The sequence below is a fragment of the Nonomuraea monospora genome (assembly GCF_039531895.1).
GTDB lineage: Bacteria > Actinomycetota > Actinomycetes > Streptosporangiales > Streptosporangiaceae > Nonomuraea > Nonomuraea monospora.
In genome coordinates this window covers 167322-181142 of sequence record NZ_BAAAQX010000002.1, presented here as the reverse complement: position 1 = coordinate 181142, position 13821 = coordinate 167322, and the positions used below count along the sequence as shown (strand labels likewise).

Annotated in this window: 12 protein-coding genes; 11 read left to right on the top strand and 1 reads right to left on the bottom strand. The window is 71.7% G+C overall.

Translation table 11 applies throughout. The features are described from left to right. Nucleotides 1-8 precede the first annotated feature (8 nt). From ABD331_RS04150 to ABD331_RS04100, 11 genes are all read left to right on the top strand, one after another. Complete coding sequence (locus tag ABD331_RS04150) at nucleotides 9-902, top strand: carbohydrate ABC transporter permease (protein WP_344471519.1); 894 nt, start codon at nucleotides 9-11, stop codon at nucleotides 900-902. Then, entirely contained in the window at nucleotides 895-1725 is an 831-nt protein-coding gene (locus ABD331_RS04145; RefSeq protein ID WP_344470891.1) for a carbohydrate ABC transporter permease, read from the top strand. Before ABD331_RS04150 ends, ABD331_RS04145 begins: the two co-directional genes overlap by 8 nt. A gap of 17 nt (nucleotides 1726-1742) precedes the next feature. Further along, nucleotides 1743-3029 carry an ABC transporter substrate-binding protein gene (locus ABD331_RS04140; protein WP_344470890.1) on the top strand — a complete coding sequence of 429 codons (1287 nt, stop codon included), beginning with the start codon at nucleotides 1743-1745 and terminating at the stop codon, nucleotides 3027-3029. A gap of 30 nt (nucleotides 3030-3059) precedes the next feature. Beyond that, a complete protein-coding gene (locus ABD331_RS04135) occupies nucleotides 3060-4148 on the top strand; it encodes a Gfo/Idh/MocA family protein (RefSeq protein WP_344470889.1) in 1089 nt (362 codons plus the stop codon). Continuing rightward, entirely contained in the window at nucleotides 4145-5047 is a 903-nt protein-coding gene (locus ABD331_RS04130; RefSeq protein ID WP_344470888.1) for a DUF6807 domain-containing protein, read from the top strand. Before ABD331_RS04135 ends, ABD331_RS04130 begins: the two co-directional genes overlap by 4 nt. Then, the gene (locus tag ABD331_RS04125) at nucleotides 5044-5745 is read left to right on the top strand and encodes a cupin domain-containing protein (RefSeq protein WP_344470887.1); all 702 of its coding nucleotides are present in this window, start codon (nucleotides 5044-5046) and stop codon (nucleotides 5743-5745) included. Before ABD331_RS04130 ends, ABD331_RS04125 begins: the two co-directional genes overlap by 4 nt. Nucleotides 5746-5823: 78 nt before the next feature. Further along, the gene (locus tag ABD331_RS04120; protein WP_344470886.1) at nucleotides 5824-9801 is read left to right on the top strand and encodes a carboxypeptidase regulatory-like domain-containing protein; all 3978 of its coding nucleotides are present in this window, start codon (nucleotides 5824-5826) and stop codon (nucleotides 9799-9801) included. 5 nt (nucleotides 9802-9806) lie between these two features. After that, nucleotides 9807-10820 carry a LacI family DNA-binding transcriptional regulator gene (locus tag ABD331_RS04115; RefSeq protein ID WP_344470885.1) on the top strand — a complete coding sequence of 338 codons (1014 nt, stop codon included), beginning with the start codon at nucleotides 9807-9809 and terminating at the stop codon, nucleotides 10818-10820. A gap of 169 nt (nucleotides 10821-10989) precedes the next feature. After that, entirely contained in the window at nucleotides 10990-11397 is a 408-nt protein-coding gene (locus tag ABD331_RS04110; RefSeq protein ID WP_344470884.1) for a hypothetical protein, read from the top strand. A 48-nt stretch (nucleotides 11398-11445) separates the two neighbouring features. Then, nucleotides 11446-11769, top strand: a complete 324-nt coding sequence (locus ABD331_RS04105) for a YbaB/EbfC family nucleoid-associated protein (RefSeq protein ID WP_344470883.1) — start codon at nucleotides 11446-11448, stop codon at nucleotides 11767-11769. A gap of 246 nt (nucleotides 11770-12015) precedes the next feature. Next, on the top strand, nucleotides 12016-12207 hold the full coding sequence (locus ABD331_RS04100) for a hypothetical protein (RefSeq protein ID WP_148439593.1): 192 nt from the start codon (nucleotides 12016-12018) through the stop codon (nucleotides 12205-12207). 82 nt (nucleotides 12208-12289) lie between these two features. Here the strand turns inward: ABD331_RS04100 and ABD331_RS04095 are convergent, their stop codons facing one another. Beyond that, on the bottom strand, nucleotides 12290-13720 hold the full coding sequence (locus ABD331_RS04095; protein ID WP_344470882.1) for a vanadium-dependent haloperoxidase: 1431 nt from the start codon (nucleotides 13718-13720) through the stop codon (nucleotides 12290-12292). Between the last annotated feature and the right edge of the window lie 101 nt (nucleotides 13721-13821).

Genomic DNA, 13821 nt, shown 5'->3' with positions numbered 1-13821 from the left:
TGCAGCGCATGCGCCGGGGCAGTGGCGGCACCCTCGGCGGCAAGAAGGACAACAAGGCCGCCGCGGCGTTCCTCGCGCCCTGGTTCGTCGGCCTGCTGCTGGTCACGGCGGGCCCGATCGCGGCCTCGTTCGTGCTCGGCTTCACCGACTACAACCTCATCCAGCCCCCGGTCTTCAACGGCCTGGACAACTGGACCCGCATGCTGAGCGACACCCGGCTGCACCACGCGCTCGGCGTGACGCTGCTCTACGTGGTCGTCTCCGTGCCGCTGCAACTCGCCCTGGCCCTGGCGCTCGCCCTGGTGCTCGACCGGGGGCTGCGCGGGCTGGCGTTCTACCGGTCGGCGTTCTACCTGCCCTCGCTGCTCGGCTCCAGCGTCGCCATCGCGGTGTTGTGGAAGCAGATCTTCGGCGCGGACGGCCTGGTCAACCAGGTGCTCGGCATCGAGGGACAGGGCTGGATCTCCAACCCCGACACCGCGCTGGGCACCCTGATCGTGCTGAACGTGTGGACGTTCGGCGCGCCGATGGTGATCTTCCTGGCGGGCCTGCGGCAGATCCCTGTCATGTACTACGAGGCCGCCGCCACCGACGGCGCCGGCAAGTGGACGCAGTTCAGGAGGATCACGATCCCGCTGCTGTCACCGATCGTCTTCTTCAACCTGGTGCTGCAGGTCATCCACGCCTTCCAGTCGTTCACCCAGGCGTTCGTGGTCTCCGGCGGCAGCGGCGGCCCGTCGGACTCGACCCTGTTCTACACGCTGTACCTGTACCAGCGCGGCTTCGGCAACTTCGACATGGGGTACGCCTCCGCCCTCGCCTGGCTCCTGCTCGTGATCATCGCCGGTTTCACGGCCGTCAACTTCTGGGCCGCCAAGTTCTGGGTCAACTACGATGACTAGCCTCCTGCGCAAGGCGCTCAAGCACGCCGCCCTCATCGCGCTCGCGCTGATCATGCTCTATCCGGTGCTCTGGATGGTGGTCAGCTCCCTGCGCCCGAACAACGAGATCTTCCGCCGCCCCGGCCTGATCCTCGACAGCCTCCAGACGCAGAACTACGGCGACGGCTGGAACGCGCTGGCCTCCCCGTTCGGCCACTACCTGGCCAACTCGGCGATCCTGGTGCTGGCCTGCATCATCGGCAACCTGGTGTCCTGCTCGATGGCGGCCTACGCGTTCGCCAGGCTGGAGTTCACCGGCAAGAAGCTGTGGTTCGCCATCATGCTCGGCACCATCATGCTGCCGATCCACGTGATCATCGTGCCGCAGTACATCCTGTTCTCCCAGCTCGACTGGGTCAACACGTTCCTGCCGCTGGTGGTGCCGAAGTTCCTGGCCACCGACGCGTTCTTCGTCTTCCTCATGGTGCAGTTCATCCGCGGCCTGCCGCGCGAATTGGACGAGGCCGCCAGGATCGACGGCTGCGGCCACGCCCGCATCTTCGTCCGGATCATCCTGCCGCTGATGCTCCCGGCACTCGCCACCACGGTGATCTTCACGTTCATCTGGACCTGGAACGACTTCTTCGGCCAGCTCATCTACCTGACCGACCCGGAGATGTACACGGTGCCGGTCGCGCTGCGCTCGTTCGTGGACGCCACGGTGTCCACGTCGTGGGGATCCATGTTCGCGATGAGCGTGGTCTCCCTGCTCCCGGTATTCCTCGCCTTCCTCGTCGGCCAGCGCTACCTCATCCGGGGCATCGCGACCACCGGCGGCAAGTAGACCCCCAGGGAATCATGATGAGACGAATCGCTCTCGCCGTTGCGACGGCACTCCTGCTCAGCGCCTGCGGCAGCGGCGGCGGCGGCGCCGCGAGCCAGGAGCTGTCGAAGGACCCCGTCACGCTGCGCTTCACCTGGTGGGGCGCCGACGAGCGGCACAAGCGCACCCAGCAGGTCATCGACGCCTTCCAGAAGAAGCACCCGAACATCACGGTCAAGGGCGAGTTCAAGGACTGGAACGGCTACTGGGAGAGCCTGGCCACCACCGTGGCGGCCAACGACGCGCCGGACATCATCCAGATGGACGAGCTGTACCTGTCGTCCTACGCCGAGCGCGGCGCCCTGCTCGACCTCGGCACCGCCACGAAGTACCTCAAGACCGCCGACTTCGACAAGACCGCCCTGGACACCGGCCTCGTCAAGGGCAAGCAGTACGCGCTGCCGGTGGGCCTGGCCACGTACGCGATCGTCGCCAACACCGACCTGTTCGACCAGCTCAAGATCAAGGTGCCCGACGACGCCACCTGGACCTGGGACGACTTCAAGAAGGTCGGCGAAGAGGTGTCCAAGGCAGGCGGCGGCAAGATCACCGGCGTGCAGTCGTTCGGCTTCGACGCGGGCAGCCTGAACATCTGGGCCCGCCAGCAGGGCGCGGCCCTGTTCGACGACGCCGGCAAGGTCGTCGTCCCCGAGAACGTGCTGGCCGGCTACTGGACCTACCTGCGCGACCTGGCCAAGACCGGCGTCGCCCCCGCCCCGTCCGTGACGATCGAGCGGGCCGGCGGCTCGCTCGACCAGTCGGGCACCGCCACCAACGCCTCCGCCCTCGGCACCTGGTGGAACACCCAGCTCCCGTCGCTGGCCACGGCCAGCGGCCAGAAGCTGAAGCTGCTCAAGCTGCCCGGCGAGTCGCAGGCGGCCTCGCCCGGCGCCTACTTCAAGCCGTCGATGTACTGGTCGATCTCCTCGCGCAGCAAGCACCCGGCCGAGGCCGCGCTCTTCGTGGACTTCCTGGCCAACAGCCAGGAGGCGGCCGACGTGCTGCTCACCGACCGCGGCATCCCCGCCAACACCAAGCTGCGCGCCGCCATCGCCCCCAAGCTGGGCGAGTACGACAAGGCGGCGGCCGAGTACCTCGACTCGGTCAAGGTCGGCACCGCCCCCCGGGTGACCCCGAACGGCGCCAGCACCATCGAGGCGATCATCAAGCGGCACACAGAAGAGGTGCTGTTCGACCGGCAGACCCCCGAGCAGGCGGCCAAGACGTTCATCACGGAGCTGCAGGCCGAGATCGACGGCGCCTGAACCCCCGCACCATCCGAGCAGAGGAACACCTTGTCTCAACGCACCTACCGGGCCGCGATCATCGGCACCGGCGGCATCGCCCACGCCCACGCCCAGGCCGTGCAGGCCTCCGGCGGCCGGGCCGAGCTCGTGGCCGTGGCCGACGTGGACGCCGGGCGGGCGCGCGAGTTCGCCGCCAAGTACGACGTGCCGCACGCGTACGGGAGCGCCGAGGAGCTGCTGGCCGCGCAGGACCTCGACTTCGCGCACCTGTGCACCCCGCCCGCGCTGCACACCCCGCTCGCCCTGGCCTGCCTGGAGGCCGGGGTGACGGCGCTGGTGGAGAAGCCGCCGACGCTGTCGCTCGCCGAGCTCGACACCCTGATCGAGGCGGAGAGCCGCTCCACCGCCCGCGTCGCGACCGTGCTGCAGCACCGCTTCGGCGCGGGCGCGCTGCGGCTGCGCAGGCTGGCCGCCGACCTCGGCCGCCCCCTGCTGGCCACCTGCCACACGCAGTGGTACCGGGACGCGGCGTACTACGCGGTGCCGTGGCGCGGCACCTGGGAGTCCGAGGGCGGCGGGCCGACGATGGGGCACGGCATCCACCAGTTCGACCTGCTGCTGTCGGTGCTCGGCCCGTGGAGCGAGGTGACGGCCGTGGCCGTCAGGCAGGCCCGCGACGTGGACACCGAGGACGTGTCGATGGCGCTGGTCACGTTCGCCAACGGCGCGGTCGCCACCGTCGTCAACTCGGTGCTCTCCCCGCGCCAGACGTCCGAGCTGCGCTTCGACTACGAGCACGCCACGGTCGAGGTCGAGCACCTGTACGGCTACACCGACGACGACTGGACCGTCACGCCCGCGCCAGGCCACGAGGACGTCACGGCCCTGTGGGGCGCCGACCCCAGCAGCGCGTCCAGCGGCCACAGCGGCTGGTTCGCCGCCGTGCTGGACGCCTTCGACCAGGGCCAGGCGCCGCCGGTCACGACCGCCGACGCCCGGCAGACCATGGAGTTCATCGCCGCCCTGTACGCCTCCGCCTTCACCGGCGAGCGCGTCCGGGCCGGACAGATCACCGCAGACAGCCCGTTCGCCCTGCGCATGGACGGCACGGGCGCCCCTTGGAGGAACCAGAAGTGAGCCTGCACGCCACCCACCAGCTCGGCCGCTCGGTCGCCGTCACGGCGGGCGACGTCGAGCTGTTCACCTACGTCTACCGCCCGGACACGCCGGTGCTGGAGTCGCCCAAACCGTACCTGCACCCGATCCGCACCCGCGGCGGCCGGCTCGTGTCGCTGTTCAGGCCGCACGACCACGTCTGGCACAAGGGCATCGCCTGGTCGCTGCCGTGCGTGGGCGAGCACAACTTCTGGGGCGGGCCCACGTACGTGCGGGGCGAGTACGTCCAGCTCGACAACAACGGCAGCGCCACCCACCGCGAGATGACCACCCTGACGGCGCAGGACGGCCGGGTCGAGATCGGGCACGCGCTCGACTGGACCGCCCAGGACGGCGCCCCCGTCATCGAGGAGCGGCGGGCGCTGACCGCGACGCTCATCGACGACGCCACCTGGGCGCTGGTCTTCGAGACCGCCATGGCCAACGTCTCCGGCGCCACCATCGACTTCGGCTCCCCGACCACCAAGGGCCGCGAGAACGCCGGCTACGGCGGCCTGTTCTGGCGCGGCCCCCGCTCGTTCACCGACGGCGTCATCCAGTCGCCGGACGGCGCGGGCGGCGACGAGCTGCGCGGCAGGCGCGCCGAGTGGTTCGGCTTCCGCGGCAAGCACGACGAGACCGGCGACGGCTCCACGATCGTCATGGTGGACGACACCGCCAACCCGCAGCACCCGCCGCAGTGGTTCGCCCGCACCGAGAGCTTCGCCTGCCTCAACCCCGCGCCGTTCTTCAGCGAGGAGGTGCCGCTGCCCGACGGCGAGACCATCCGCTTCAGGTACGCGGTCGTCGTCGCCGACGGCGACCGGGGCGAGGACGGCTGCGCGGTCCTGGCCCAGCACGGCAGGGACGCACTGAGATGACCTTCCCGGGCGGCACCTCGATCAGCCGGCTGACCGTCTACACCGGGGCCTGCGCCGACGGCCTGGAAGGCGGTACGCCGCACCTGCACACCGCCTCCACCGAGGCGTACGTGGTGATCGGCGGGCGCGGCACGCTCCAGACACTCGACGTGAACGGGCTCAGGGAGACCGAGCTGAGCGCCGGCACGACCGTGTGGTTCACCCCCGGCACCATCCACCGCGCCGTCAACCGGGGCAGGCTGGAGGTCGTCGTGGTGATGTCGAACGCGGGGCTGCCGGAGGCGGGGGACGCCGTCATGACGTTCCCGCCCGAGGTCGTCGCCGACGCCGAGCGTTACCGCCAGGCCGCCACGCTGCCTGCCGTCGATGTCGAGCAGGCGGTCGCGCGGCGGCGGGAGCTGGCCGTGGCGGGCTTCCACCGGCTGGCCGAAGGCGGGCCGGAGGCGCTGCGGCGCTTCTACGACAGCGCGGTCGCCCTGGTCAGGCCCAAGGTGGCGGGGTGGCGGGAGCTCTGGGAGGCGAACGTCGCCGAGCAGGCTCGCCGCACCGCCGGCGTGCTCGACGCCCTGGAGCGCGGTGACGGCTCGCACCTCCAGGAGTCCGCGCTGATGGAGAGCCCGCCGCAGGAACGCTGGGGCATGTGCGGCCACCTGCGGGCGCACGACGTCGCCCACCCGGTCGTGCACACCCCGCACTGACGCCCGCGCCCGTCCCTCACCCTGCTCCGGAGCGCTCCAGAGCGTTCCGGAGCTCACCCCCCACTTCGAGGAGCAGCGATGTTCCGTGCCCGTCTCCTGGTGGCCGCCGCCCTGGTGGCCGCCTTCCTGCCTCCCGCCCAGCCCGCCGCCGCCGTGGCTGCTGGCACCACGTACTACGTGGACGCCTCCGCCGGTGACGACGCCGCCTCCGGGCAGGACGAGGCGCACCCCTGGAAGAGCCTGGCCAAGGTCAGCGCGACCACGTTCCAGCCCGGCGACCGCATCCTCCTGCGCGCCGGGCAGCGCTGGAGCGGCGAGCAGCTCTGGCCCAAGGGCTCGGGCGAGAGCGGCGCCCCCATCACCGTCGACAGCTACGGCCAGGGCGCCAAGCCCCGCATCGACGCCGCCGGCCAGGCGGGCGACGCCGTCCGGCTGTTCAACCAGGAGTTCTGGACCATCAGGAACCTGGAGGTCACCAACGAGGTGCCCGCCACCGGCACCCCCGGCGAGAACCTGCGCGACCTGCGCGGCATCCACGTCTCCGGCGACAACGGCCAGACCCTCGACGGCTTCGTCATCGACGGCGTCGCCGTGCACGACGTCACCGGCGAGGTCAACTGGATCAGCGGCAGCAGCGAGAACGACGAGCCGGGCGTGCACTTCGGCACCGGCTGGGACGGCTCGAAGAAGACCGGCGGCATCGTCCTCGACACGACGGTCGCCGACCCGCGGGCGCCGCAGCGGGCGACCGTGCTGAACGACGTGGTGGTGCAGAACTCCACGGTCGCCAACACCTCGTTCGCCGGGATCGTGGTCAAGCAGTACACCGGCGACGGCGAGAACGCCGTACTCACGGGCTGGGGCACCCGGCAGAACGCGGCCGACCCGAAGTTCACCCCGCACACGAACCTCGTCATCAGGAACAACCACGTCACCCAGGCCGGCACCGCCTACGGCTGCAACGGCATGTACGTCACCAACGTGCGCGGCGCGCTGATCGAGCGCAACGTCGTCCACCGCGCCGGCACCTCCGGCATCGAGACGTACTACGCCGACGACGTGACGTTCCAGTTCAACGAGGTGTACGAGACGCAGCAGAAGGCCGGCGGCGCCGACTCCAACGGCATCGACCCGGACAAGGGCACCACCCGGCAGGTCGTCCAGTACAACTTCCTGCACGGCAACGGCGACGGCGTGCTGCTGTGCCAGTTCGGCTTCGGCGACGCGGTGGTGCGCGGCAACGTCATCGCGGGCAACAGCCGCTACCAGATCTACCTGCACTCGGACCGCGCGACCACCGCGAAGATCTACAACAACACCATTTACAACGACAAATCCGGATACCTGATCTACGGGTACGGCAGCTACCTCGACGCCCGCTACGACATCACCAACAACCTGCTCCACTCCACCAGGGCGGGCGCGGTCCTGACCACCAGCCCCACCATCGCCTACAGCCACAACCTCTACGGCGGCGCCGCCCTCACGGTGCCGCCGGGCGACCAGGCCGCCGTGGTGACGGCCGACCCGCTGTTCGCGGACGCGCCGCTCGACGGCCCCTACGGCACCCCGGAGACCGGGCCCGCCCTCCAGACGGCCCACGGGCTGCGCGTCACCTCCGGCTCGTACGCCATCGACGCGGGCGCCGCGATCGAGGGCAACGGCGGGCGTGACTACGCGGGTGCGGCGCTGTACAACGGCGCTGCGGACCTCGGCGCCTTCGAGTACGCCACCGCCCCCGACGCCACCACCGAATCCATCACCGGCACCGTCCGCACCCCGTCCGGCGCACCCGTCTCGGGCGCGACGGTGACAGCGGCTGCGGCGACGGACGTCTCGGGCGCGAACGCGACAGCGGCCTCGGGCACGGCGGCGACGGCCGCTTCCGGCACGGCCACGACCGGCGCCGACGGCCGCTTCGCCATCAGGAACGTGCCGTTCGCCGACGGCATCGAGGTGACCGCCACCAGGAACGGCTACGCGACCGCCACCGAGACCGTGGACGTCCGCCCGGGCAACGTCACCACCGTAGCCCTCACCATGGCCTCCACCAGCACCGTCGGCACGATCACCGGCAAGGTCCTGGACCAGGCCGCCCAGCCCCTGCCCGCCGCCACCGTCACGATCAGGGACGGCGACCAGACCCTCGCCACCGCCACCAGCGCGCCCGACGGCTCGTACACGGCGGACGGCGTCCCCGTGGGCGAGGGCTACACGCTGCGCGCCACCGCCGGCGGCTTCGAGCCGAGGACCGCGACGGGCCTGAAGGTCGAGGCCGCCACCACGACGGACGCCGGTTCCCTGCTCCTTGTCCGCCCCACCCCCGACTACGTGGCCGTGCACGACTTCGACGACCTGCCCACGGGCCCGTTCGCCGGGACAGACGACCTGGCCGTCACCAGCGGCGGCGGCAGCGTAGAGATCGTCGAGAACGCCGGCGACAGGAACATCAGGCTGACCCGCACCACCAACAGCGGCGTCACCAGCCTCACGACGGCGTCCGCGCTGAAGGGCATCGTCACCGTCGAGACGAACGTCATGAGCCCGCAGCCCTACACCTCCGGCAACCACTGGTGGTCCATCCCGTACGTGAAGGACGCCGCGGGCCAGAGCGTCGTCAGCCTCGCCTTCACCAAGAACACGATCGTCGCCTACGTGGGCTCCACCACGAAGACGGTCGGCGCGTACGAGCCGGGCCGCTGGTACCACGTGGCCGCCGTCATGGACACCGTGAACAAGCGCTTCGACCTGCTCATCGACGGCCGCAAGGTGCTGGAGGGCGCCGCGTTCAGAACCCCCGTGGACACCCTGGCCAAGCTCGAGTACGCCGCCACCAGCACCAACTACGGCAGCATCGACCTCGACGACCTCCGCGTCGCCCAGGGCGTCGGCCTGTCCCGCGACGACGCCGCCCTGCTCAGCCTGGACACCAGCCAGGGCACGCCGGTGGACGGGGTGCTGGAGGTGCCGGCGCGCGTCACCGAGGTGTCGGTCACCGCCGTGGCGCGCAGCCCGTTCGCCAGGTCCGTCGCCATCGACGGCGCCGGCACGGACGGCGCCCAGGCCACCCGCACCGTCACGCTCGGCGACGCCGGGGCGGAGATCGCCATCGTGGTCACCGCAGAGGACGGCACCCAGGCCACGCACACCCTGCGCGTCGAGCGCCGCCCCCTCGCCCAGGACACCACGCTGACCGGCCTCGCCACCTCCGCCGGCACCCTCGACCCGGCCTTCGACCCCGACGAGCACGACTACGCCCTGACCATCCCCGGCGACACCCTCACCGTCACCCCCACCGCGCTCAACCCGAAGGCGGCCATCACGGTCCAGGGCAAGCCGGTCGCCAGCGGCAGCGCCGCGCCCGCCGTCCCGATCCCGGTCGGCGACACCGAGGTGGCCGTCAGGGTGGTGTCGGAGGACGGCACGGCGGACGCCACGTACACGATCAAGGTCAACCGCCCCGAGCCGCAGCTCCCGCAGGACGGCGCCACCGCGCCGCCCGCGCGGGCGGCGCTCTCCACCACCAGCGGCCACCCGTACGGCAGCTACGAGGTGACCATGAACCTCTGGTACGGCGTCAACGGCAGCGTCTTCGTCCTGTACGAGAACGGCAAGGAGATCGCCAGGCGCGACCTCACCCCGCACACCCCGCGCGCCCAGCAGGCCACGGTCCAGATCACAGGGCGGCGCAACGGCGCCTACGTCTACACCGGCGAGCTGCTCAACCAGGCCGGCCGCACCGCCACGACCGCCCTCAAGGTGGACGTGACCAGGGCGAACCCCGGCAAACCCGTGCTGAGCAGCGACAACTGGGACCACGACGGCTCGTACACGATCCGCATGAACCTGTGGTGGGGCACCAACGGCACCACCTACCGCCTCTACGAGGACGGCGTGCTCATCGACACCCAGCAGCTCACCGCCGCCACCCCCGCCGCGCAGAGCGCCGCCACCGTCCTGACCGGACGCCAGGCGGGCACCCGCACCTACGTCGCGGAGCTGGCGAACGAGGCGGGCTCGACCCGCAGCGAACCGCTGGCCGTGGTGACAAAATGACCGCCATGGACGACGGGGCCGCGCCCACCCTGCACGACGTCGCCCGGGAGGCGGGGGTCTCCGTCGCCACCGCCTCCCGCGCGCTCAACGGCAGCTCACGCAACGTCAGGGCCGAGAACGCCGACCGCGTCCGCGCGGCGGCGGCCCGGCTCGGCTACGAGCCGCACCTGTCGGCCCAGGCCATCGCCAAGGGCTCGACCAGGACCGTCGCGCTCGTGGTGCGCGACGTGGCCGACCCGTACTTCTCCTCCATCGCCGCCGGCGTCGGCCAGGCGGCCGAACGGGACGGGCTCATCGTCACCATGGCGGTGGCCGGCGGGTCGCCCGAACGGGAGCTGGAGATCGTCAGGACCCTGCGCGGCCAGCGCCCGCGCGTCATCATCGTCACGGGCAGCCGCATCGACGGGGCGGGCACCAGGGACGAGCTGATCGACGAGCTGGAGGCGTACCGGACGGCGGGCGGGCGGGTCGTCCTGATCAGCCAGCGCGACCTGCCGTTCGGCACCGTCACCATCGACAACCACGGCGGAGCCGCCGCCCTGGCCCGCGCCCTGGTCGGCGCGGGCTACCGCCGCTTCGCCGTCCTGCACGCGCCGCCCGCGCTGCGCACCTCCCGCGACCGGCACGAAGGCTTCCTGTCCGCGCTGCAGGGGCTGCCGCCGCCGCTCGCCCTCGAGACCGACTTCACCCGCGCGGGCGGCTACGACGCGGCGCGGCGGCTGGTGGAGCGGGGGATCGGTGACGTGGAGGCGGTGTTCGCGGTCAACGACGTGATGGCGATCGGCGCGATGACGGCGTTACGCGACGCCGGGGTGGTGCCGGGGGCCGGCATCGGGGTGGCGGGGTTCGACGACATCGCCTCGACCGTGGACGTCGTGCCCGCGCTCACCTCGGTGGCCGTGCCGCTGCGCGAGGCGGGGGTGAGCGCGATGCGGCTGGCGCTGTCGGACGACGAACTGGGGGAGACCCGCCTGCCGGCCACCGTCGTCCTGCGCGACAGCACCCCGCCTTTAACGTGATGCGGACCGCGCGGCCCGTCCGCTCGCCTCCCTCACCCCGCTGCCCCCGCGCGCCGCCGCCACGGAGAGCCACCCGCCGAACCTGCCCATCGCCAGAACCCGCCTGGCGCCCCTGGGCGTCGAGGTCGCCGGCCACCCCCGCGCCTTCCCCGGCGCCTCCTTCGACCTCATGCTCAACCGCCACGCGGGCTACGACCCGGCCGAGGTCCGCCGCCTGCTCGCGCCCGGCGGGACGTACCTCACCCAGCAGGTGTCCGGCCACGACCTGGCGGAACTCAACACCGCCCTCGGCGCCCCGCCGCACCCGGCCCACGGCTGGGACCTCGCCACGGCCACGGCCGGCCTGGGGCTGACGGTCACGTGGAGCGCGGCGGCGTCCTTCACCACCACGTTCCACGACGTGGGGGCGCTCGTGCTGTTCCTGCGTGCGGTCTCCTGGCAGGTGCCGGGGTTCGAGGTGGCCGCGTACGAGGACCGGCTGCGCGCCCTGCACGAGGAGATGTGCCGCGGCCGTCCCCTCAAGGCCACCGCGCACCGCTTCGCCCTGCTCGCCATGAAATCGCAGGAAATTTTGTGAAGTGACCGCGTGTGCCCGTACGCTCCCCGCAACAGAACGGGAGGTTCGGTGAACGACTTCGATCCCGATGACCTGGGACGGATCACGGCACGGGCCGAGGAGATGCTGGTCCACGTCGAGCAGCTCAAGAACGAGATCGACGTGGTGGTCGGCCGTGGGGAGGCGGCGGACGGCCTGGTGCGCGTGACGGCGGGCGCGACCGGCAGGCTCACGGACGTCACACTCGCGCCGGGCGCCCTGCGCCTGGACGGGCGGCGGCTGGCGGAGGCCGTGCTGCGCGCCGCGCAGGAGGCGCACGACGACGCCGCCCGCCAGGTGGACGCGATCATGGTGGGGCCGCCCGGAGACGATCTGGATGCGTTCCGGTTCTAGGCGAACGGCTGTGACGGGTGCGTCACTCGCCCACCTATGACCGATGTGTCCACCCTGGTGGGCTGCCTTTTTACCACCCGGCTACAAAGATCAGCATCTATGGAGGGGTTTTCCTCACCGGTTCGCCCGCGATTGAGGTGGCCTTCTGGGCCGCCGGGATGCGAGGCTGCCCGCAACCGCCCCGGTCCTCCTGCGAATGGGTGACCGGGGTGGCGCCCGCAGGGTGCACCGAGAGGAGTGCTGCAGATGTCACACGACGCCAGCCGCGTCGCGGCGAAGCGGATCAACGACCACGTGGAGCTCATCCACGCGGACAACCCGGACACGGTGTTGGAAGTTCCTCGCCGTGACTGGGAGGCGTTCACCGCGGCCGTCAAGTCCGGCGCGTTCGACCTCGAAACGCTCAACCGCCAGGCCGAGCAGAGCAACGTGGCCTGACCTTCCGCAGCACAACGGCGCCCGCCCCTCAGCCAAGGGGCGGGCGCCTTCCGCGCTGTCGTGGGAAGCCTCAGCCTCAGCCTCAGCCTCGGCCCGACCAGTAGGCCTGTGCGCGCTCCCAAGCCGCCGCCCCCACCGCACGCCCGAGCGACCGCCCCTGGAGGTCGCCGGAACGGAAGTGGATGCCGCCGTAGCGGCGCGACATCCCCGCCTCGTCGGCGGCCCCGCTGAACGTGGCCCACCGCAGCGTCACGTCCTGCGCGGGCACCACCCCCGGCTCCACCAGGGACGACCCGCGGGCGACCACGGCCTGCCCGCCGAACGTGTCGGCCCCCGTGAACCGCGTGAGCACCTCGGCCGCCGCCGCGCTGAACGTGCTGTGCCCCGACACGTACTCGGCGAACGGCGGCGTCGGGAAGGTGGACACCTGGTAGGGCGTCCACGAGGCCCCGTCCACGGTCCGCCCGCCCCAGGTCGGGATCCGCTGCCCCCGATACAGAAAGCGGATCGCGGTGATCGGCCGGGCGGAGTCGTGGTCGCGCTTGACCTCCCAGGAGGCGATGCCCGCGTCCATGACCGCGTTGGACAGCGAGAAGAACAGCTTGACGTCCTGGTCGAGGCCGTGCCGGTCGCGCGCGGAGACCTGCTGGGCGAACAGGCACCAGTGCCCGGGCGGCGTCTCGCTGCTGGGCCCGTCGGCCCAGTACTCGGCGATCGCCTTCTGCCGGTCGGTCAGCGCGGCCGTGCCGGACACGATCTCGGCGGCCTGGGTGCGGAACCCGGACGAGCCGTACGCGTACGGCGCGGGCACCCCGTCGGCCAGCGAGCGGGCGGCGCCGCTGAACGAGGTGACCCCGCCCCAGTGCGGCGCGAGGAACGGCGGCGTCACCAGGACGCCGGCCCGGTTGACGAACGTGAGCGGCGCCCACCGGCCGGGCGCGTTCAGCGTGGTCAGCGGGTCGGCCACGACGACGGGCGCGTTGACCGGCGCGTAGCCGCTGGTGTCGGCGTAGCCGCCGGACTGGTTGGAGCCGTCGGCGTGCCGGTGGCCGAGCACGGCCTGGCACGCGGCGACCCCGGTGCGGGCGGCCTGGCTGGCCGGGTCGGCGGGGTCGTACCCCAGGTCGGCCATCAGCGCGTCGAACTCGGCCCGCTGCGCCGGATAGAGGTCGGCCGCGGCGAGGTGAGCGGCGAAGCTGATCGCCTCGGCCTTGCCGGCCTGGGTGTGCTCGGCGGCGGGCCGCCGCAGCGTGCCGCCCAGCCGGGTGCCGACGGCCACCGGGTCGTAGGCGGCCCAGGCGTCGTGGGCGCAGGTGTGCGTGATGGCGAGCGCTCTGGCGACCATCGGCGGGCCGAGCGTGCCCGCGCGTACGGCGCTCAGCAGTGCCTGGTTCCACCGGACCACCACGTTCGGCGACGTGGCGGCCTGGGCGGTGGTGCCGGGCAGGACGGTGAGCGCGATCGCCGTCCCCAAGGCGATCGTCAGGGCGAGTAAGGATCTTCGAGCGGACATGAACGTCTTCTCCTGACGTGATTTCGTGAACCCCCGTGCGTCAGCCGACACTTCCAGCTTCGAACGTATTTTCGAAACTGCCGGAAAGGTGACAAGGCCCT